19 protein-coding genes and 1 pseudogene are annotated in these 19,093 nt (G+C 69.4%); 6 read left to right on the top strand and 14 right to left on the bottom strand.

Annotated features, from left to right (window positions below):
* From ABDW35_RS12640 to ABDW35_RS12600, 9 genes and pseudogenes are all read right to left on the bottom strand, one after another.
* Positions 1-296: pseudogene (locus ABDW35_RS12640) on the bottom strand (hypothetical protein); the annotation flags it as partial.
* A gap of 7 nt (positions 297-303) precedes the next feature.
* Positions 304-1,629, bottom strand: coding sequence for a sugar ABC transporter substrate-binding protein (locus tag ABDW35_RS12635; protein ID WP_343714224.1), 1,326 nt, complete (start codon positions 1,627-1,629; stop codon positions 304-306).
* A 37-nt stretch (positions 1,630-1,666) separates the two neighbouring features.
* Positions 1,667-2,353 carry a putative N-acetylmannosamine-6-phosphate 2-epimerase gene (locus ABDW35_RS12630; RefSeq protein ID WP_343714223.1) on the bottom strand — a complete coding sequence of 229 codons (687 nt, stop codon included), beginning with the start codon at positions 2,351-2,353 and terminating at the stop codon, positions 1,667-1,669.
* Between the two features lie 190 nt (positions 2,354-2,543).
* Complete coding sequence (locus ABDW35_RS12625; RefSeq protein ID WP_343714222.1) at positions 2,544-4,442, bottom strand: CocE/NonD family hydrolase; 1,899 nt, start codon at positions 4,440-4,442, stop codon at positions 2,544-2,546.
* On the bottom strand, positions 4,439-5,995 hold the full coding sequence (locus ABDW35_RS12620) for an ABC transporter substrate-binding protein (protein ID WP_343714221.1): 1,557 nt from the start codon (positions 5,993-5,995) through the stop codon (positions 4,439-4,441). Before ABDW35_RS12620 ends, ABDW35_RS12625 begins: the two co-directional genes overlap by 4 nt.
* 295 nt (positions 5,996-6,290) lie before the next feature.
* Complete coding sequence (locus tag ABDW35_RS12615; RefSeq protein ID WP_343714220.1) at positions 6,291-7,280, bottom strand: oligopeptide/dipeptide ABC transporter ATP-binding protein; 990 nt, start codon at positions 7,278-7,280, stop codon at positions 6,291-6,293.
* Positions 7,277-8,251: an ABC transporter ATP-binding protein gene (locus tag ABDW35_RS12610; RefSeq protein ID WP_343714219.1), complete on the bottom strand. Its 975-nt coding sequence runs from the start codon at positions 8,249-8,251 to the stop codon at positions 7,277-7,279. Before ABDW35_RS12610 ends, ABDW35_RS12615 begins: the two co-directional genes overlap by 4 nt.
* Positions 8,248-9,156 carry an ABC transporter permease gene (locus tag ABDW35_RS12605; protein WP_343714218.1) on the bottom strand — a complete coding sequence of 303 codons (909 nt, stop codon included), beginning with the start codon at positions 9,154-9,156 and terminating at the stop codon, positions 8,248-8,250. Before ABDW35_RS12605 ends, ABDW35_RS12610 begins: the two co-directional genes overlap by 4 nt.
* Complete coding sequence (locus tag ABDW35_RS12600) at positions 9,153-10,124, bottom strand: ABC transporter permease (RefSeq protein ID WP_343714217.1); 972 nt, start codon at positions 10,122-10,124, stop codon at positions 9,153-9,155. The genes ABDW35_RS12605 and ABDW35_RS12600 overlap by 4 nt, the downstream gene beginning before the upstream one ends.
* Positions 10,125-10,304: 180 nt before the next feature.
* Here ABDW35_RS12600 and ABDW35_RS12595 point away from each other — a divergent pair, with 180 nt between their 5' ends.
* Positions 10,305-11,267, top strand: a complete 963-nt coding sequence (locus ABDW35_RS12595; RefSeq protein WP_343714216.1) for a LysR family transcriptional regulator — start codon at positions 10,305-10,307, stop codon at positions 11,265-11,267.
* Between the two features lie 19 nt (positions 11,268-11,286).
* On the opposite strand, the gene ABDW35_RS12590 is transcribed toward ABDW35_RS12595, so the two are convergent.
* A complete protein-coding gene (locus ABDW35_RS12590; RefSeq protein ID WP_343714215.1) occupies positions 11,287-12,645 on the bottom strand; it encodes an ATP-binding protein in 1,359 nt (452 codons plus the stop codon).
* Positions 12,629-13,306: a response regulator transcription factor gene (locus ABDW35_RS12585; protein WP_343714214.1), complete on the bottom strand. Its 678-nt coding sequence runs from the start codon at positions 13,304-13,306 to the stop codon at positions 12,629-12,631. Before ABDW35_RS12585 ends, ABDW35_RS12590 begins: the two co-directional genes overlap by 17 nt.
* Before the next feature lie 253 nt (positions 13,307-13,559).
* On the opposite strand from ABDW35_RS12585, the gene ABDW35_RS12580 reads away from it, so the two are divergent.
* The 5 genes from ABDW35_RS12580 (at position 13,560) to ABDW35_RS12560 (ending at position 16,014) form a co-directional block, all read left to right on the top strand.
* Positions 13,560-13,781 (top strand): hypothetical protein, encoded by a 222-nt coding sequence (locus ABDW35_RS12580; protein ID WP_343714213.1) that lies wholly within the window; start codon positions 13,560-13,562, stop codon positions 13,779-13,781.
* 95 nt (positions 13,782-13,876) lie between these two features.
* Complete coding sequence (locus ABDW35_RS12575) at positions 13,877-14,770, top strand: MurR/RpiR family transcriptional regulator (RefSeq protein WP_343714212.1); 894 nt, start codon at positions 13,877-13,879, stop codon at positions 14,768-14,770.
* Positions 14,767-15,519, top strand: a complete 753-nt coding sequence (locus ABDW35_RS12570; protein ID WP_343714211.1) for a hypothetical protein — start codon at positions 14,767-14,769, stop codon at positions 15,517-15,519. Before ABDW35_RS12575 ends, ABDW35_RS12570 begins: the two co-directional genes overlap by 4 nt.
* Positions 15,516-15,734: a hypothetical protein gene (locus tag ABDW35_RS12565; protein WP_343714210.1), complete on the top strand. Its 219-nt coding sequence runs from the start codon at positions 15,516-15,518 to the stop codon at positions 15,732-15,734. Before ABDW35_RS12570 ends, ABDW35_RS12565 begins: the two co-directional genes overlap by 4 nt.
* Before the next feature lie 76 nt (positions 15,735-15,810).
* Positions 15,811-16,014 (top strand): hypothetical protein, encoded by a 204-nt coding sequence (locus ABDW35_RS12560; protein WP_343714209.1) that lies wholly within the window; start codon positions 15,811-15,813, stop codon positions 16,012-16,014.
* A 168-nt stretch (positions 16,015-16,182) separates the two neighbouring features.
* On the opposite strand, the gene ABDW35_RS12555 is transcribed toward ABDW35_RS12560, so the two are convergent.
* From ABDW35_RS12555 to ABDW35_RS12545, 3 genes are all read right to left on the bottom strand, one after another.
* Positions 16,183-16,806: a cupin domain-containing protein gene (locus ABDW35_RS12555; protein ID WP_343714208.1), complete on the bottom strand. Its 624-nt coding sequence runs from the start codon at positions 16,804-16,806 to the stop codon at positions 16,183-16,185.
* Positions 16,807-16,827: 21 nt separating this feature from the next.
* A complete protein-coding gene (locus ABDW35_RS12550; RefSeq protein WP_343714207.1) occupies positions 16,828-18,471 on the bottom strand; it encodes an NAD(P)/FAD-dependent oxidoreductase in 1,644 nt (547 codons plus the stop codon).
* Between the two features lie 8 nt (positions 18,472-18,479).
* Positions 18,480-19,093, bottom strand: a 614-nt coding sequence (locus tag ABDW35_RS12545; protein ID WP_343714206.1) for an SRPBCC family protein, incomplete at its 5' end; no start/stop codon positions are given.

Genomic DNA, 19,093 nt, shown 5'->3' with positions numbered 1-19,093 from the left:
ACCAGGACGAAGCCGAGCAGCAGCTGCGCCGCGGTGACCACGATCGCGAAGCGGGCGGAAAAGCCGACTGCGGCCCAGAAGGCCGGGTCGGCCAGCACCGCCCGGTAGTTGTCGAGCCCGACCCAGCGCGGCGACCACAGGCCGGTGAAGCGCACCTCGCTGAGGCTGTAGACCAGGTTGGCGACGGCCGGGAAGCCGAGCAGCGCCGCCAGGAACAGGAGCAGCGGCCCGAGCAGCCACAGCCCGTCCCAGCGTCCCTCATAGGGCCGGCGCCCGGCCCCCGCGGTCGAAGCCATTCCCGCGTCAGCCCTTGATCCGCTCGGCCATGCCCTCGGCCGCCTGTTTCAGCGCGGTGTCGAGGTCGATCTGCCCGGCCCAGAAGGCGGAGAACTTCTCGGCCAGCACCTCATAGACCGGCACGGCATAAGCGGCGGTGCCGCCGGTGACGACGAAGCCGTAGCGGTCGACGAAATCGCCGACCAGCGGGAATTCCGGCCGGGTCGCCGCCATCGCCTTCAGGATCTCCGGCACCGGCGGGGTGCCGCCGGCCTGGGCGTAGACGGTCATGGCATCCTTCGTTGCCAGCCAGGCCAGCACCTTGCCGGCGTCGTCCTTGTTCTTCGACGCCTTGTTCAGGCCGATGCCGAGGGAATGGACATGGCTCTTGTGCCCGGCGCTGCCGGCGGGCAGCGGGGCCAGGCCGATCTTGCCGGCGACCGTCGGCGACTTGGCCGGGTCGTTCAGCTCGGTATAGGCCGCGTTCCACTGCAGCATGGTGGCCGCCTGGCCGGCCTGGAAGGCGGCATTGGCCTCGGGATACTCGTAGCTGATCGACCCCGGCGGCGTGGCCTTGGCGTCGATCAGGGTCTTGTAGACCTGCAGGCCGGTGCGGGCAGCGGGGCCGTCGATCGCCGGCTTGCCGTCCGCAAGCCAATCGCCGCCGTTGGACACCAGCGTCGCCTGCCACAGCATCACGTTGAAGATCAGGTTCTTCATCTGCAGCACGGTGCCGAAGCGGGTCGGGCTGTCCGGGCTGTCGGCGGCGCTGAAGAACAGGGCCGCAGCGATCCAGTCGTCCCATGTCCAGTCGTCCGGCGCCTTGGGATGCATTTCTTTCCCGAGCTTCTCGCTGGCGATCTCGGCATAGCGCTTCTGCCAGTCGGCGTCGGACAGCAGCCGGTCGACCAAATCCTTGCGGTAGTAGAGGAAATGCACCGAGATGTCGGTCGGCACGCCGTACAGCTTGCCGTCCAGGGTGACGGATTGCAGCGCCACCGGCGCGAAGCCGGCCTTGGCCTCGGCCGGCACCTGCGCGTCGATCGGGTCGAGATAGGGGGCGTAGCGGCCGAGCGTGTAGGTGGTGACCAGCGCCAGGTCGAACTCGCTGGATCCCGCGGCGAGATCCGCCTGCTCCTTCTCGAAATAGCCCTGGCGGCTGAACAGCAGCTGCTTGACGGTGACGCCGTCGGCCTTGCCCGGCCCGGCATTGTAGGCGTCCAGCACCTTCTGCATCGCTTCGCTCTCCGGCCCCGGCCAGAACAGCAGCGTGACCTCGCCCGCCAGGGCGGCGGAGGACAGGAACGGCAGGGCCAGCCCCGCCAGCAGGGTCTTGCGCAGAATGGTCGTCATCGTTTGCCCCCTGTTTGTTTTGATTGAAGGACCGCTCTCAGCCGGTGCCGAGGGCGTCGAGGAACCAGCGCGTCACATGCTCCGGCCGGGTGATGGCCGATCCGGCGACGACGGCGAAGGCGCCGGCAGCCAAAGCGGAGGCCGCATGCTCCGGCGTCCGCACATTGCCCTCGGCGATCACGGTGAAGCCGTCCGCCGCCAGGTCGGCGACCAGGGCCAGGTCCGGCTCGGTCGGCGCCGGCCCGGCGACGTAGCCGGCCAGGGTCGAGGCGACGATGTCGGCCCCGGCCGCCGCTGCGGCGCGGCCCTCGGCGCGGGTCGAGACATCGGCCATGGCGATGCGGCCGTGGCGGTGGATACGGGCCACCATCTCTGCCACCGGCACCGGCCGGGCGCGGCCGGTGGCGTCGAAGGCGATGATCGGGGCGCCGGCTTCGGCCAGCGCGTCGATGTCGGCAAGCCGCGGGGTGATCCGCACCGGCGTATCCGGCAGGTCGATCTTGACGATGCCGATCACCGGCACCGAGACGGCGCGGCACACCGCGGCGACGCGCGCCACCCCCTCGATCCGCAACCCGGCGGCGCCGGCGCCGGTGACGGCCTCGGCCAGCGCCACCACGATGTCGTCGCGGTCGAGCGGCCCGCCCACCACCGGCTGGCAGGAGACGATCAGCCGGCCACGCAGGCGGCCGAGCAGGGCGGAGGCGGAAGCGGCATCGGTCATGCCGCCATGCTGATGGAGTTGGCAATTTTCATCAACAGAAAAATCTGGATGAAAATTTCCTTCAAAACAGAATGCGTCAATTCATATCCGTCATGGCGAGCCCCGAAGGGGTGTGGCCATCCAGGGGTCCGTGCCGCTGGATGACCACGGCGCTGCGCGCCTCGCCATGACGGTGAGGGAGAGTGGTCCCTCACCTCTTCGCGAACGTCTCCCCCGGCTTCGGCAGGTCGGTCAGCGACCCGACCGGCACCACCGGCAGCACGATCCGGGACGGGTGCGCGCGGTCGAGATGGATCCGGTTGGTCGCCACCCGCTTCAGCCGGCCCATGCCCTCCGGCTCGCCGCTGTTCGGGTTGACGTCGTATTTCGGGAAGTTGCTGGAGGCGATGTCGAGCCGGATGCGGTGCCCGGCCTTGAACAGATTGGCCGTCGCGAAGGGCTCGATCGTGATCGCATAGACCCGCCCCGGCTCCAGCGGCGACGGGTTCTCCCAGCTGTCGCGGTAGCGGCAGCGCAGAATGCCGTCGGTCAGGTTCAGCGCGAAGCCCTTCGGATCATCCGTGGTCGGCGGATGCACGTCGATCAGCTTGGCGGTGAAATCCGTGTCCGGCGCGTCGGAGGAGACGAACAGCCGGACCTCGATCGGCCCGATCACCGCCATGTCCTCGGCCAGCGGCTCGGTCTCGAAAACCACCACGTCGGGGCGGGAGGACAGCGGCAGCCCGGGCCGGCGGCTGCCGAAGAAGCGATCGCCTTCGGTCTGGTCGAAACCGCCGCCCTCGAACACCGGCTGGCCGGAGGTCAGGGCGCCGCCGATGGTCGGCACCGGGTTCGCCGGGTCGGACTGGTAGGCGATCGACGCCTCCTCGGCCATGGGCACGTTCGGATCAAGACGGCCATCGGCATGCAGGTGATAGTCGGTGAAGACGGTGCCGGGCAGCGGCCAGTCCGCCGCCGCAATCCAGCGGCCGCCATGGTCCAGCCGGCCCTCTGCCGTGCGCCGGCCGCTGCCGCCGCCCATCAGAAACAGCCGCGCCGTCGGCTCCGCCTCCGCGCCGTTGCCGACGTCCTTCAGCCAGCGGTCGAACCAGCGGCGGCGGAAGTCGAGCCAGCTTTCGGTAACGTTGCCGTCGATCGTCGCCGCCGGCCCGAACTCGGTGTCGCCCGAGAAGGTGGTGTTGCGGTTGCCGTGCAGCCACGGCCCCATGATCAGCTTGACCGGGGCCGACCGCCTGCCGAGGGCCGCATAGTTCTCCATCGTGGTGCGGACATAGGCGTCGTACCAGCTGGACATCAGCACCATCGGCACGTCCGGAAAGCGGTCGTAATACCCCTCGGCATAGATGCCGAGCTGCTTCCAGTAGTCGCCGAAGGACCCGTGGGTCCATTGCTCGAACAGATAGGCCTCGTAGTCGGGCACGGCGCGCACCGGCGAATGGCCGGGCCGCCAGGGCATGGCGGCGAACCAGGCGCGGATGTCCTCCGCCTCCAGCGCCGCCAGCACCTTCGGGTCGGCCAGCGCCGCCGGGCTTTCCTTGGCCTGGTTGAACGCCCAGGTCGCCTGCTTCAGCTCGAAGGCGCCGCCCTGGCGGATGCCACAATGGTAGGAGTTCGAGAAGCCGCCCGAATCCACCACCATGCAGGCCAGGCCGGGGGGGTTCAGGCAGGCCAGCGCGAACTGGGTGTGCGCGGCATAGGACAGGCCCATGGTGCCGACCTTGCCGTTCGACCAGGGCTGGGCGGTGATCCAGGCGACCGTGTCGAAACCGTCCGGCCCCTCGGAGGTGTATTTGGTGAACACCCCCTCGGAGCCGTGGCGGCCGCGGCAGTCCTGATAGACCACGGCATAGCCGGCGCGGACGAAATGCGCCGCCACCTGCGGCCGGGTCATCGGCCCGTCCATCCCAACCCCGATCTCGGAGCGCGACAGCTCGGTCTTGCCGTAGGGCGTGCGCTCCAGGATCGTCGGCAGCGGTTCATCGACGCCGATGCGGTGGCCGGCAGGCAGGTATACGTCGGTGGCCAGCCGCACGCCGTCGCGCAGCGTCACCATCCGGTCGCGCAGCACCTGGATCTCGCCCGAGCTCACTTGGCGGCCTCCGCATAAGTGGCGAGCGTCCATTCGTTCTTGTTGGCGCGGTAGGTGATGCCGTTGCGCGCCGCCCAATGCACGGTCGGGAAGTACAGCGGCACGATGCCGACATCGCCGAAGCCGATCCGCGCCGCCTGCTCCAGCAGCTGGTTGCGCTTGGCCTCGTCGAACTCCGCCAGCGCCTGCTTCAGCACCGCGTCGAATTCCGGGTTCGAGTAGCGGGCGCGGTTGAAGGCGCCCATGCCGGCCTCCTTGTCATAGGTCGCCAGCACATTGGTCAGGGCGTTGGCCGAGTTGCTGTTGCTGTTGCCGAAGCTGAAGATGAAGGCGCTGTACTCCTGCTTCGAGGCGGCGCCGGCATAGACGTTGTAGGGCTGGGTGACCACGCCGTTGATCTTCAGCCCGCCGCGCGCCAGCATCTGGCCGATCGCCTGGGCGATGTCGGCGTCGCCGGCGAAGCGGTCGTTCGAGGAATGCACCGTCAGCCCGAAGCCGTCGCCGTAGCCCGCCTCGGCCAGCAGGGCCTTGGCGCCGGCGGCGTCATAGGCCTCCGGCTTCACATCGGCGGCGTAGCCGCCCAGCCCTTCCGGCACGATCTGCCCGGCCGGGGTGCCGGACCCGTTCAGCAGGCGCTGGATGATCAGGTCGCGGTTGATCAGCTTGGAGATGGCGAGGCGCACCCGCTTGTCCTTCAGCGGGTTGGCGGCCAACGGCTGGCCGTCCTTGCCGGTGACGAAGGGGCTCTGGTCCCGCGCCGAATCCAGCGCCAGATAGATCAGCCGGCCGGAGGTGGTGGAGTAGACCTTGGCCTTGCCGCTGTCGTTCACCGTCGCCACGTCGGCCGGCGGCACGCCGTCGATCAGGTCGACGGAGCCGGACAGAAGCGCCGCGATCCGGGCCGCGTTGTTCGAGATGAACTTGATGGTGACGTTGTCGAAGGCCGGCTTGTCGCCCCAGTAATGCGGGTTCGGCGCCAGCACCAGCCGGTCGCCCGGCACCCATTGCTTGAACACATAGGGCCCGGTGCCGATGGCGGCGGCGCCGGAGTTGAAGTCGTTGGTCGTCTTCCCCTCCGACGCCGTCTTCGAGACGATGTAGACGAGGCCGACCTGCTCGATGAACTGCGGCGTTGGCGCCTTGGTCTTGAAGCGGATGGTCAGCGGGTCGACGGCGGTCATCTCGGCGATGCTGCCGACCGCGCCGGTGAAGGGCGCCGGGCTGTTCGGCACCGATTTGGCGCGATTGAGCGAGAAGATCACGTCCTCGGCCGTCAGCTCCGACCCGTCGCTGAACCTGACGCCGGGGCGCAGCTTGACCTCCCAGGTCGTCGGGTCGACCGACGTCCAGGACAGGGCCAGCGCCGGCTGCACCTGCAGGTTCTCATCGGTCTGCACCAGCCGGTCGAACATGTGCTGCGAGATCGACTGGTTGTTGCCGGTGCGCGAGAATTGCGGGTCGATGGCGGAAGGCTCGGTCGCCGTGCCGATGGTCAGGTCGGCGGCCTGGGCAAAGCCGAAGCCGGTGCAGGCGAGGGCGAGAGCCAGTGCCATCGTGTGAAGCAGACGGCTACAGGCGGCGACCGGAGCAAACCGAGTCCCCCCTCCCCTCGCGGGAGGGGGGTAGGGGGAGGGGGTTTCCGACGCCGGAACCGGCGAGCGTGTCAGCGATCCGGCGTCGATGGCGAGGTCTGCTCCATTCGCATTCGCGCGCGGACGCGCGCAGACCCCTCCCCCTGCCCCCTTCCCGCAAGGGGAGGGGGGACTAGAAACAAGCATCGTCCGTGCCGGCATCCGCATCATCGACATCGTACTCTCCTCTGTTTCGCTCACGGGCGCGTTCGGCGCCTCAGATCAGATGGCAGGCGGCCTGGTGGCCGGGCGCGACCGGGCGCAGCGCCGGCCGCTCCGTGCGGCAGCGGTCGGTCGCCATCGGGCAGCGTGGGTGGAAATGGCAGCCGCTCGGCGGGTGCAAAGGCGACGGGATCTCGCCCTTGATCGTCTCGAATTTGCGCTTGCGGTTGCTGAGCCGCGGCACCTCGTTCAGCAGCGCCACGGTGTAGGGATGCAGCGGCCGCGTGAACAGCTCGGCGGTCGCCGCGGTCTCGACCACCCGGCCGAGATACATGATCACCACCCGGTCGCTGATGTGCTCGACCACGCCGAGGTCGTGGCTGATGAACAGGTAGGTCAGGCCCAGCTCGCGCTTCAGCTCCAGGAACAGGTTCAGGATCTGGGCCTGGATCGAGACGTCGAGCGCAGCGATGGATTCGTCGCAGACCAGGAAGTCCGGCTTCACCGCCAGGGCGCGGGCAATGCCGATGCGCTGGCGCTGGCCGCCGGAGAACTGGTGCGGGAAGCGGTCGCGATAGGCCGGGTCCAGCCCGACCCGGCGCATCACCTCCTGGACATAGCCGTCGGCCTCGCGCCGGCGCACCAGCCCGTGCACCCGCGGCGCCTCGCCGATGATGTCGCGCACCCGCTTGCGCGGATTCAGCGAGGCGAAGGGGTCCTGGAAGATCATCTGCGCCTTCAGCCGGGCGTCGCGCGCCGCGTCGCCGCTGAGACCGTCGACATCGCGGCCGCGCCAGCGGATCGCGCCGTCGCTCTTCGGCAGGATGCCGGCCATCATCCGGCCCAGCGTGGACTTGCCGCAGCCGGATTCGCCGACCAGCCCGACCACCTCGCCCGGCGCGATGGCCAGGTCGACGGCGTCGACGGCGTGCACCGTCCGCTCCTCGACCTTCGCGCCCAGGAAGCGCGCCGCCTTCTCGGCATAGTCCAGACGCTTGCTGAAGCGCTTGCCCAGGCCGGCGGCCTCGATCAGGGGGGCCGTCATGCGCGCTCCTCCAGCTGCGGATGGAAGCAGCGGAAGGCGCGGTCGCCCCGCCGGGTCGTCTCCGGCGCCTTCAGGCAGGCTTCGGTCGAATGGCCGCAACGTGGCCGGAAGGCGCAGCCTTCGGGCAGAGACAGCGGCGACGGCGCCATGCCCGGAATCTGGAACAGCGCCTCGCCGCGCGGCCGGTCGCCGGGGACCGAGCCGATCAGGCCGATGGTGTAGGGATGTGCCGGCCGGTCGATCACCTCGTCGACCGTGCCGGTCTCGACCACCTTTCCGGCATACATGACGCAGATCCGGTCGGCCAGGGCGGCGACCACCGCCAGGTCGTGGCTGACCCAGATCAGCGCCGTGCCGGTCTCGCGGCACAAAGTCTGCACCCGGGCCAGGATCTGCGCCTGGATGGTGACGTCCAGCGCCGTGGTCGGCTCGTCGGCGATGATCAGGTCGGGCTTGTGCAAGAGCGCGATGGCGATGGCCACGCGCTGGCGCATGCCGCCGGAGAACTGGTGCGGATAGGCCTTGAGCCGCTCCTCCGGCGACGGGATGCCGACCCGGCCCAGCGCGTCGCGGCAGCGCGCCACCGCCTCGGCCCGCGACACCCGCTCATGCGCCTGGATGGTCTCCACCATCTGGGTCTCGACCCTGAGGACCGGGTTCAGGGTCATCATCGGGTCCTGGAAGATCATGGCGATGCGGTTGCCGCGCAGCTGCCGCAGCCGCTCCGCCGGCAGCGCCGCCAGATCCTCGCCCTTGAACACGATCCGGCCGCCGACCACCCGGCCCGGCGGGTCGACCAGGCCGAGGATGGAGAAGCCGGTGATCGACTTGCCGGAGCCGGATTCGCCGACCAGGCCCAGCACCTCGCCGCGATCGACCCGGAAGGACACGCCGTCGACGGCGCGCACGACACCGGCCTTGGTGAAGAAATGCGTCTGCAGATTCTCGACGCTGAGCGTGGGAGCGGTCATTTCTGCAGCCTGGGGTTCAGCGCCTCGCGCAGGCGGTCGCCGACGATGTTGATCGAGAAGATCAGGGCCAGCAGCAGCAGGCCGGGGAACACGCTGATCCAGTACAGGCCGGCCAGCAGCACCTGGTAGCCGTTGGCGATCAGGAGGCCCAGTGACGGCTCGGTGATCGGCAGGCCGATGCCGAGGAAGCTCAAGGTCGCCTCGGCCGCGATCGCATGCGCCACCTGGATGGTGGCGATCACGATCACCGGCGGCAGGCAGTTCGGCAGCAGGTGGCTGAACAGGATGCGCGCGCGGCTCAGGCCCAGGCACTGCGCCGCCTCGACATATTCCTTGCCGCGCTCGACCAGCGCCGCGGCGCGGACGGCGCGGGCGAAATAGGCCCATTGCACCACCACCAGGGCCAGTATGACCTTGCCGACCCCCTGCCCCAGCACCGCCAGCATCATCAGCGCCACCAGGATGGTGGGGAAGCCCAGCATCAGGTCGACGACACGCATGACCAGCGTGTCGATCCTGCCGCCGAAATAGGCGGCGACGAGGCCGAGCGTGGTGCCGACGGCCAGCGCGAACAGGCCGGACAGCACGCCGACGCCGAGGCTGGTGCGCAGCCCGTACAGCATCGCCGACAGCATGTCGCGGCCCTGGGCGTCGGTGCCCAGCCAGTAGGTCCAGCCATCCATGCTCTCGCTGCCCGGCGGCAGGCGCCCGTCCATGATGCTGAGCGAGGCCAGGTCGTAGGGGTCCTGCGGCGCGATCCAGGGCGCCAGGATGGCGACCGCGACCAGTGCCAGGCAGGCGATGGCGGCCATGGTCGCCGCCTTGCTGTCCAGGATGCCGCGCAGCGCCTGGGCCAGGATGCCGTCGCCGAGCAGCGGCTTGCGGGGGATCACGGCGTCGCTCATGCGTCGGACAGCCGGACGCGGGGGTCGAGCACCGAGTACAGGATGTCGACCACCAGGTTGATGACGATGAACATGGCCACCACGATCAGCAGATAGGCGACGATCACCGGCCGGTCGAGCCGCATGATGCTGTCGATGATCAGCTTGCCGACGCCGGGCCAGGCGAAGATGGTCTCGGTCACCGTGGCGAAGGCGATCAGCGACCCGAACTCCATCCCCACCACGGTGACGATCGGGATCAGGATCGTCTTCAGCACATGCACGAAGATCACACGCCGCTCGCTCAGCCCCTTGGCCCGGGCGAATTTGACGAAGTCCAGCGGCAAGGTCTCGCGCATGCCGCTGCGGGTCAGGCGGATGATCAGCGAGACGTTGAACAGCGACAGGTTGATCGCCGGCAGGATCAGATGGGTGAAGCCGTCCCAGGTGGCGAGGCTGGTGTGCAGGCCCAGCACCTCGCCGGTGGCGCCGCGCCCGGTCGAGGGCAGCCAGCCGAGCATGACCGAGAAGATCATGATCAGCATCATGCCCTGCCAGAAATTCGGCAGGCTGAAGCCGAGGATCGAGCCCGTCATCACCGTGCGGTCGAAGCGGCTGCCGGCCTTCAGCCCCGACAGCACGCCGAGCGGGATGCCGACCACCAGCGACAGCATCAGGGCGATGAAGGCCAGCTCCAGCGTCGCCGGCAGCCGTTCGAAGATCAGGCTGATCGAGGGCTGGTTGAAGACGAAGGACCGGCCCAGATCGCCATGCAGCGCGTTGCCGAGGAAGGTCAGGTACTGTTCCCACAGCGGCCGGTCGAGGCCGAGCGACTGGACCGCCTGGGCGATCTCGGCCTGCGAGGCGTCGGCCGGCACCAGGATCTCGATCGGGTTGCCGATGGCGTAGACGCCGAGGAAGACGAGGACGGAGGTGACCAGCAGCACGAAGCCGCTCTGCACCAGCCGGCGGATGATGAAGACGGTCATGGGCTCCCGGCCAGCCCCGCGCGCGATTCCCGCATCTGCGTCCCTGTTCGCTTATGATGGGCCCGCCGGGCGGTCCGGCATGGCGAGGGGGACACTAGGGGTGGCAGACAGCAGCCCGCAACATCATGCGGAATCCGCATCAGGCTATGCGCGTTTGATGCGCGAGCGCGGGCCGGCCGGGTGCTTCGTGTCGCGGATATCGGCGCGGGCGGCATGAACGTCAAGCAGCTCGAGGCCTTCAAGGCGATCATGCGCAGCGGCTCCACCACCGCCGCGGCGGCGCGGCTGGACCTGTCGCAATCGGCGGTCAGCCGCCTGTTGACCCAGCTGGAGGCCGAGCTGGGGCTGGAGCTGTTCGCCCGCGAGAAGGGCCGGCTGATCCCGACGCCGGAGGCGATCGGCCTCCTGGATTCGGTCGAGAGCGCGGTCGACGGCGTGCAGCGGGTGCAGCATGTGGCCGAGGAGCTGCGGGCCGGCAATTCCAGGCAGATCCTGCTGCGCATCGGCGTGCCGCACAGCATGTCGCAGACCATCCTGCCGCGGATCGTCGGCGAGTTCCTGGCCGACCACGGCAATGTGGCGCTGGAGATCCTGTCCGGCGCCTATCACGAGACCGAGCGCGCGGTGCTGACCCGCCAGGCCGATCTCGGCTTCGTCCGGCTGCCGACCGGCGAGGCCGGGATGGACACGATCGCGATCGCCCGCACCACCAGCGTCTGCGTCATGCCGCAGGGGCACCGGCTGGCGGAGAAGGCGGTGGTATCGGTCGAGGATCTGGAGGGCGAGCCGCTGGTGCTGCTGGGCCGGCAGCGCCCGGCGCGGGCGGAGATGGACCAGATGTTCCGGCAGGTGCGGTTCCGGCCGCGGGTGCAGGTGGAGACCCATTCGGTCGGCTCGGCCTGCGCCTTCGCCGCGCAGGGGCTGGGCGTGACCATCGTCAACGCGCTGATGGCCAGCCATTTCCGCGACTTGCCGATCGCCATCCGCCCGTTCCGGCCGAGGCTGTGGAACGAGTTCGGCCTGGCCTTCGCCGCGGGCCAGCCCCGCTCCCGCGCCGCCGACCGCTTCGCCGAGCATTTCCGCCGCCGTCTGGTCGAGATGCTGCGCGGGCTGGAGGCCGAGTTCCGGCCGGAGGCGGGCTGACGCGGCCGGCCGAGATGCGCTAGGGCAGCAGCACCGTGACCCGCAGTCCGGGTTCGTTGTCGGCGAGCGAGACCTCGCCGCGATGCAGCTGTGCCGTCGCCGCCACCAGGCTGAGGCCGAGGCCGTTGCCCGGGGTGTGGCGGCTCTGCTCCAGCCGGTAGAAGCGGCGGAACACCCGCTCGCGCTCCGCCGCCGGGATCCCCGGGCCATGGTCGGCGACCACCAGTTCGGCCCGGCCATCGGGCCGGCGCGACAGGCCGATATCGATACCGGTCCCGGCCGGGGTGTGGCGCAGCGCATTCTCGATCAGGTTCGCCACCGCCTGGGACAGCAGGTCGGCATCACCGGTGATGGTCACGCCGGGCTCGATCCGGCAGCGGATCGTCCGGCCCTGTTCCTCGGCCGTGGCCTGGAAGACCTCGGCGACGGTGCCGACCAGGGCGCTGAGATCCACGGGGGCGAAGCCGCGGCGCCGGCTGCCGGCCTCGACCTGGGCGATGCGCAGCAGTGCGTTGAAGATCGCCAGCAGCCGGTCGGCCTCGGCGATCGCCCGCTCGGTCGACCGTTCGTAATCCGCGGTGGTGCCCGCGCGCAGCAGCGCGCCCTCCAGCTGCTGCCGCAGCCGGCCGAGCGGCGTGCGCAGGTCGTGGGCGATGTCGGTCGAAACCTGGCGCAGCCCCTCCAGCAGCGCCTCGATCCGATCCAGCATGGCGTTGACGATGCCGGCCAGCCGGTCGAACTCGTCATCGGTGCCGCGCCCGGGCAGGCGCTGGCTGAGGTCGCCCTCCATGATCTTCAGGCAGATCCGGTTGATGGCGTCGACCCGCCGCAGCACGCCGGCGCTGACCACCAGCCCGCCGCCGACGCCCAGCACCGCCGTCGCCAGCAGGCTCCAGCCCAGGCCGCGCAGCCACAGTGCCTGCAGGTCGTCGATCGGCGCCCGGTCGGCCGCGACCAGGATGTAGGAGCCGTCGACCAGCACCTTGCCGGCCCCGCGCAGCCGCCGTTCGCTGCCCTCCCGGCCGCCGCCGGGGATGGTCAGGTCGACCGGGCCGGGCACCGGCTCCATCGCCGGCAGGTTGCCGGCCAGGCGGCGGCCGCCGGGATCCTGGAACAGGTAGTAGCCGGGTCCGGCCGGGTCCTGCGCCAGGGTCTGCTCCATGTCGCTGGCGATCTCCTGCGGCGGATCCTTGGGATAGTCCTCCGTCAGCTGGGTGACGACGGTGGCCAGCGTGCTGTCGAACTGGCGCTCGGCATAGCCCTCGGTGGCCCAGTACAGGATGCCCAGGATCACGGCCACCGACGCCCCGAACACCGCGGTGTACAGGGCGGTCAGGCGGAAGCTGGTGGTGCGGAGGATCCTAGGCCGGCGGACCAAGGCGGTAGCCCGCGCCCCGGATGGTGGTGATCAGCTCTCCCGCCCCGGGGCGGTGCAGCTTGCCGCGCAGCCGGCTCATATGCGCTTCGACCACATTGGTGTTCGGGTCGAAGCGCAGGTGCCAGACATTCTCCAGCAGCATGGTCCTGGTCACCACATGGCCGGCGTTGCGCAGCATGTATTCCAGCAGCTGGAACTCGCGCGGCTGCAGCTCGACAGGATCGCCGGCGCGCGTCACCGCCCGGCGCAGCAGGTCCATCTCGACATCGCCGCAGCGCAGCACCGTCTCAGCCGTGCTCTGGCGGGCGCGGCGGCCCAGCGCCTCGACCCGGGCCAGCAGTTCCGGCAGGGCGAAGGGCTTCGGCAGATAGTCGTCGCCGCCCGCCTCCAGCCCCGCGACCCGGTCCTCCATCTCGCCCATCGCGGTCAGGAACAGCACCGGCGTCCCGACCTCGGCCGCGCGCAGCCGCCGGACCAGGGAAAGCCCGTCCAGCTTCGGCACCATCCGGTCGATCACCAGCAGGTCGAAGGCACCGCTGGCGGCGGCCAGGAAGCCGCGCGGCCCCTCATCCACCGCCTCCACCGCATGGCCGTTCGCCGCCAGCCCCTCGGCGATATAGGCGGCGGTGTCCGCGTCGTCCTCGATCAGCAGGATCCTCATCGCAACGCGCTACTCCCAACGCTCCATCCCGGCTGGGACAGCACTAATGATACATCTCCCTCACCAGAATATCCGATATATACTCCTCACAAAAAGAAATAACATCGTAGTTATGACAAAACACTTGGCACCGGATTAAGGCCAATATTAAAAATCGGTTATCTTCTTCAACCACGTTCATCAGGCCGGCTGACCGAATTATATATGAGACACCCTGCGATCTTCTCCTGGCCGTCCGGTTCCGAGGTTAGAAATGTCTGGCGACAGCAAGCCGATATCCGAGCCGAAACTGTCCATCGTCCAGCCCCATGATCCGCTCGACGGGTCCGGCGCGGGCGACGCCCCGGACGGCTGGTACGAACCGGACCGCCTGGGACAGCCATCGGAGACGGCCATCGCCCGGCAGAGCAATGCCGACCGCATCGTCGACCACCTGAAATCGGTCCTGTACGCCGCGCGCCGGGACGACGCCTGATCTCCACGACAGCGAGACCGCACCTCCGCCCTTCTCTGTAGCAATTGCTTCGTGTATGACTATTTGTAGCAGTTGCAACATAGACGTGTCCAGACGTGACCGATCTCGCCCCCCTTCCGGTGGACCAGCGCGTCGAGGCGGCGCTCGCCCGGCTGTCGCCGGCGGAGCAGCGGGTCGCCCGCTTCGTCGTGGCGCAGAAGGAGGCCGCCCTGCTCTCCTCCGCCGCGGAGATCGCGGCCAGGGCCGGCACCAGCGACGCGACGGTGGTGCGGACGGCGCGGTCGCTTGGTTTCGAGGGGCTGCAGCAGCTGCGTGAGGCACTGCTGGCCGACCTGACCGGCACCACCACGCCGGACAGCCGCATGCGCCGCACCCTGGACGCCGTCGGCGGAGACGCGGCCGGCGCGCTGCAGCATGTGCTGTCGATCCATCGCGAGGCGACGGAGGCGCTGGCAGGCCCGGAGTTCCAGCAGCCCTTCGCCCATGCGGTCGAGATCCTGGCCGCGGCCCGGTGCCGGCATGTCTTCGGCATCGGCCCGTCCGGCAGCCTGGCCGAATACGCCGCGCTGCAGTTCGGCCGCATCGGCCTGCCCAGCGAGGCGCTGGCCGCCACCGGAATCGCCCTGGCCGACCGGCTGATGCGGGTGGCCGAGGGCGACGCGCTGGTGGTGATCGCCTATGCGCCCCTTTACCGCGAGGTGGCGGTGACGCTGGACGTCGCCGAACGGCACCGGGTGCCGGTGCTGCTGGTCAGCGACAGCCTGGGCCCCTTCGTGCGGGATCGCGTCGCCGAGATCCTGCCGGTGCCGCGTGGCCGGGCCGACCATCTGGCGATGCATGCCGGCACCATGCTGCTGATCGAGGCGCTGGTCGTCGCCCTGGCGGCGCGCGACCGCGAGCGCGCTTTGGCCGGCCTCGAGACCCTGGGCGCCCTGCGCGGCGAGATCGACAAGCTCTGGCTCAGACGGGGGCAGAAACGGACGCCATGACCGGAACCACCGCCATCCTCTCCACCGTGACCGCCGCCTTCCTCGGCTCCTTCGTCGAGGTGGTGGAGGCGTTCACCATCATCCTGGCCGTCGGCCTGTCGCAGAGCTGGCGGCCGGCCTTCATCGGCACGGCCGCGGCCCTGGCGGTGCTGGCCGTGCTGGTCCTGCTGCTGGGGCCGCTGCTGGAGCTGATCCCGATCGAGGCGCTGCAATTCGTCATCGGCACGCTGCTGATCCTGTTCGGGCTGCGCTGGCTGCGGAAAGCGATCCTGCGGGCGTCGGGCCTGATCGCGCTGCGCGACGAGGCGCGGGCCTTCGAGGCGGAGACCGACCAGCTGCGCCGCCGCAGCGCCGAGCGCCGCGCCGACTGGCTGGCCGGCGTCGCCGCCTTCAAGGCGGTGCTGCTGGAGGGCACCGAGGTCGTGTTCATCGTCGTCGCCGTGGGCGCCGGGCGCGGCATGACCGGCTATGCCAGCCTGGGCGCCGCCGCCGCATGCCTGCTGGTACTGGCGATCGGCCTGCTGGTGCACAAGCCGCTGGCGCGGGTGCCGGAGAACACGCTGAAATTCGCGGTCGGCCTACTGCTGACCTCCTTCGGCGTGTTCTGGACCGGCGACGGGCTGGGCGCCGACTGGCCGGGCGCGGACCTGTCGCTGCTGGGCATCCTGGCGCTGGTCGCGGCCGTGTCCTTCGTTGCCGTCAAACTGCTGCGGCCGTCTTCCACTGCCGCCTGGAGGGTGACGCCATGAACGCGATCAAGGCCGTTCTGGCCGAACTGATCGGCCTGTTCATCGATGACGGCGCCCTGGCGCTGGCGGCCGTCGTGCTGATCGCCGCCGTCGCCGCGGCGGTGCGCTGGGCCGGGCTGCCCGGGCTGGACGGTGCGCTGCTGATCCTCTTCGGCTGCCTGCTGATCCTGGCCGAAAGCCTGTGGCGGGCGGCCCGGGCGCGGCGCCGCGGCTGAGCGTGGCCGACTCCGGACCGAACTGCCGACCTTCCGAGGGTGTTGATCCTTGGAGAGCACCGGAAGGGAGCCCGTCATGGATCCGCTCGATATCCTGAAGCGCAGCCGGCCCGGCGACCGGCTGGAGGTTGTCAACTCGAACGGCGACAAGGACGACATCGTCGTCGCCGAGATGGACTTCGAGAAGCAGCAGATCATCCCGGAACAGGGCAACGCCATCGCCTTCGGCGATGTCGGCCATGTCGTCAACCACAGCGAGAAGCAGCGCCGGGCGGGGTGACGGCGCAGCCGCCCCTTCGTCCCGGCGCAACAGATCAAGGACCGTCATCGCGAGCCCCGAAGGGGCATGGCGATCCAGCGGCACGATTCCTGGATCGCCACGTCGCTACGCTCCTCGCGATGACGGTTCTTTCATCACGCCCCACTGTGCTCCGAAGAGTCCTGACGATCAGAAGCTGGGCGGGGTGATCGCCCAGATCAGCTGGGTGATGCCGGGGCCGGGGTTGCGGTAGCGGTGCGGCCGGGTGCTGGCCAGGGCGAAGCTGTCGCCGGCGCCCAGCACATACAGCTTCTCGTCGACCCACAGCTCCAGCGCGCCGGACAGAACGATGGCCGCCTCCTCCCCCTCATGGGTGTAGCTGTCGGCGCTGCCGGCGCCGGGCTGGATGGTGCAGAACAGCAGCTCCAGCTTGCCGTCGAGATTCGGCACCAGCAGCTCGTCGGTCAGGCCGAGCCCGCCCATGTCCAGCACCTTGCGCCGGCCGGCGCGGACGACCACGCTGTCCTCGTCGTCGCGCGGGGTCGGGTCGCGGAAGAACCAGCCGATGGTCACGCCCATGGCGCTGCTGATCAGCTGCAGCTGGCGGATCGTCGGCGTCGACAGCCCGCGCTCGACCTGCGACAGGTGGCCGACCGACAGGCCGGTGGTGGCGGCCAGCTTGGTCAGCGTCAGGCCGCGCTGCTGCCGCAGCTCGCGGATCTGCGGCCCGATCGTATCGACCGGGTCGCCGGAGGACGGCGCCTCGCCCTCCGCCCCCCGCAGCTCCGGCTCGCTGTTCTCGCCTTCGGTCATGACCGCACCTTCACACCGGCCTCACGCCCGCTTCGCCTTGACGTCGCGCAGGATCTCACGCGCGGCGTTGTGGCCCGGGATGCCGGAGACGCCGCCGCCCGGATGCATCGACGAGCCGCAGATGTAAAGCCCCCGGAACGGCGTGCGGTAGTCGGCATAGCCGGAGACCGGGCGCTGGAAGAACAGCTGGTCGGTCGACAGCTCGCCGTGGAAGATGTGGCCCTGCGGCAGCGCCACGATGCGCTCGATGTCCGGCGCCACCAGCAGCTGGGCCTCGATCACGTCGTTGGAGAAGCCCGGGGCGTATTCCTCGATCGTGTCGAACACGGTCTTGCGGAACTTGTCCTTCTCCGTCGCCCAGTCGCCGCCCTTCAGCGTGTAAGGCGCGTGCCCGCCGAACAGGTTGACGACATGCTTGCCGGGCGGCGCCAGGCTGTCGTCGACGATGGTCGGCACCACCGGGGTCAGGAACGGCCGGCGGGAGTACCAGCCGTATTTGGCGTCGTCATAGGCCCGTTCGAGATAGTCGATGTCGGGCGCGATGTGCATGTAGGTCGGGTAGCTGAAATTGCCGAGCGCACCATCGGCCCTGACCTTGTCGAGGATGCGGTATTGCGGCGGCCGCTCACAGGCGATGTTCATCTTGAAGGCGGTGGAGAAGCTGCGATAGCCGCGGATCTCGCGCAGCACCTCGGCCGGCAGATGCGCCTCGCCGATCATGTCGAGATAGAGGGTCTTGGCGCTGGCGTTGGAAACGATGATCCGCGCCGAATAGGTGTCGCCCGCCTTGGTGGTGACGGCGGTGGCGCGGTCGCCGGTCAGCCGCACCTCGGCGATCTCGGCCTCGGTGACGTGGTCGACGCCGATGGCCCGGCCGTAGGAGGCCAGGGCTTGGGTGATCGCTCCCATGCCGCCCTTGATGAAGCCCCAGCCGCCCGCGCCTTCATGCTCGCCCATGATGTGGTGCATGATGACGTAGGCTGACCCAGGGGTCTTCGGCCCGGCGAAGGTGCCGATCGAGGCGTAGTACGCCAGGACCGCCATCACCCGGTCGTCCTCGAACCATTCGCGCAGGAAGTCGTAGGCGCTCATGCTCAGCATGTCGGCGACGCGGTACATCTTGCGGCCGATCTTGCGGTGCCGCCACAGCAGGGCGGCGCTGTCGCGGAAGCCGCGCCAGTCGCGCCTTGCCGGGTCGACCGGCGTCTCCCACAGCAGCTTGCGCACGATCTGCGCCGCCTCCTGCAGGTAGCGGTCGAACTCCGGGTAGATCGCGGCGTCCTTCTTGGAAAACTTGGCGAAGCTGGCCTGGGTCTTGGCCATATCGTCGGAGAACAGGATGTAGTCGTCGCCGCCGACCGGCGAGACCATGTCCGAGCAGGGCAGCACCTGCAGCCCGTGCTTGGCCAGCTCGAAGTCGCGGATGATGCGCGGATGCAAGAGGCTCATCAGGTAGGAGAAGATCGAGGCGCGGAAGCCGGGCGCGATCTCCTCCGTCACCGCGGCGCCGCCCAGCACCTTGCGGCGCTCCAGCACCAGCACCTTGAGGCCGGAGCGGGCCAGATAGTTGGCGCAGACCAGGCCGTTATGGCCGGCGCCGATGATGATGGCGTCGTAGCGCTTGGCCGTGGTGCTGCTGCCCTGGGGGATGGCGGTCGTGGTCATCGTTCTCTCTATTCGGCGGCGGCGCGGCGGGCGGGGGCGGGATGGTCGGCCATGCCGCGGCGAACCATGTCCTGGAAGGCGTGCACGGCGTGCTCGTGCTTCGGCGACAGCGGGCCGCGCTGGTAGATGCCGGCGTTCAGGTTGCGCTGCACGCCGGTGATGATGTCGAGGTCCTCGCTGACGATCTGGGCCGACCAGTCGATCGACTGGCGGTTCTCCGCCGCCTTCTCCGGCGACACGTCGGTGAAGAAGTACCAGTTGATGTGCCGCAGCCTGCCGGCGCCCAGCGGCTCCAGCGTCGCGATCGAGCTGCCCCAGTCGTAGAGGTTCAGCATCAGGAACGGGAAGCGGTAGAAATAGACGCCGCGGGTCAGCCCGCCATCCCGCTTCGGCGCGTGCAGATGGAACATCTCGTCATGCACGTCGATGCGGTAGCGCTCCATGTCCAGCGACGCGCACAGGCCGGGATGCATGGTCCGGCAGTGGTAGCATTCGAGGTAGTTCTCGCCATAGGTCTTCCAGTCGACCTCGCAGTCGCGGTTCTTCTCGGCGAACCAGTGCTGCTGCTCCAGCGGATAGTCGGCGGCCAGGGTGTCGATCGGCCCGAGCCACTCCCGTAGCC

The sequence above is a fragment of the Inquilinus sp. genome (genome assembly GCF_039594555.1).
In the GTDB taxonomy this organism is placed as follows: domain Bacteria; phylum Pseudomonadota; class Alphaproteobacteria; order DSM-16000; family Inquilinaceae; genus Inquilinus.
Note: the sequence above shows the minus strand (reverse complement) of the source record. Positions and strands in the feature narration are given on the sequence as shown.

What these genes read in the sequence shown, in the direction of transcription:
- ABDW35_RS12620 (WP_343714221.1), bottom strand. Translation starts at nt 5,995, where the DNA reads ATGGCACTGGCTCTCGCCCTCGCCTGCACCGGCTTCGGCTTTGCCCAG.
- ABDW35_RS12565 (WP_343714210.1), top strand. Translation starts at nt 15,516, where the DNA reads ATGAACGCGATCAAGGCCGTTCTGGCCGAACTGATCGGCCTGTTCATC.
- ABDW35_RS12550 (WP_343714207.1), bottom strand. Translation starts at nt 18,471, where the DNA reads ATGACCACGACCGCCATCCCCCAGGGCAGCAGCACCACGGCCAAGCGC.
- ABDW35_RS12600 (WP_343714217.1), bottom strand. Translation starts at nt 10,124, where the DNA reads ATGACCGTCTTCATCATCCGCCGGCTGGTGCAGAGCGGCTTCGTGCTG.
- ABDW35_RS12610 (WP_343714219.1), bottom strand. Translation starts at nt 8,251, where the DNA reads ATGACCGCTCCCACGCTCAGCGTCGAGAATCTGCAGACGCATTTCTTC.
- ABDW35_RS12570 (WP_343714211.1), top strand. Translation starts at nt 14,767, where the DNA reads ATGACCGGAACCACCGCCATCCTCTCCACCGTGACCGCCGCCTTCCTC.
- ABDW35_RS12605 (WP_343714218.1), bottom strand. Translation starts at nt 9,156, where the DNA reads ATGAGCGACGCCGTGATCCCCCGCAAGCCGCTGCTCGGCGACGGCATC.
- ABDW35_RS12555 (WP_343714208.1), bottom strand. Translation starts at nt 16,806, where the DNA reads ATGACCGAAGGCGAGAACAGCGAGCCGGAGCTGCGGGGGGCGGAGGGC.
- ABDW35_RS12615 (WP_343714220.1), bottom strand. Translation starts at nt 7,280, where the DNA reads ATGACGGCCCCCCTGATCGAGGCCGCCGGCCTGGGCAAGCGCTTCAGC.
- ABDW35_RS12635 (WP_343714224.1), bottom strand. Translation starts at nt 1,629, where the DNA reads ATGACGACCATTCTGCGCAAGACCCTGCTGGCGGGGCTGGCCCTGCCG.
- ABDW35_RS12585 (WP_343714214.1), bottom strand. Translation starts at nt 13,306, where the DNA reads ATGAGGATCCTGCTGATCGAGGACGACGCGGACACCGCCGCCTATATC.
- ABDW35_RS12560 (WP_343714209.1), top strand. Translation starts at nt 15,811, where the DNA reads ATGGATCCGCTCGATATCCTGAAGCGCAGCCGGCCCGGCGACCGGCTG.
- ABDW35_RS12580 (WP_343714213.1), top strand. Translation starts at nt 13,560, where the DNA reads ATGTCTGGCGACAGCAAGCCGATATCCGAGCCGAAACTGTCCATCGTC.
- ABDW35_RS12630 (WP_343714223.1), bottom strand. Translation starts at nt 2,353, where the DNA reads ATGACCGATGCCGCTTCCGCCTCCGCCCTGCTCGGCCGCCTGCGTGGC.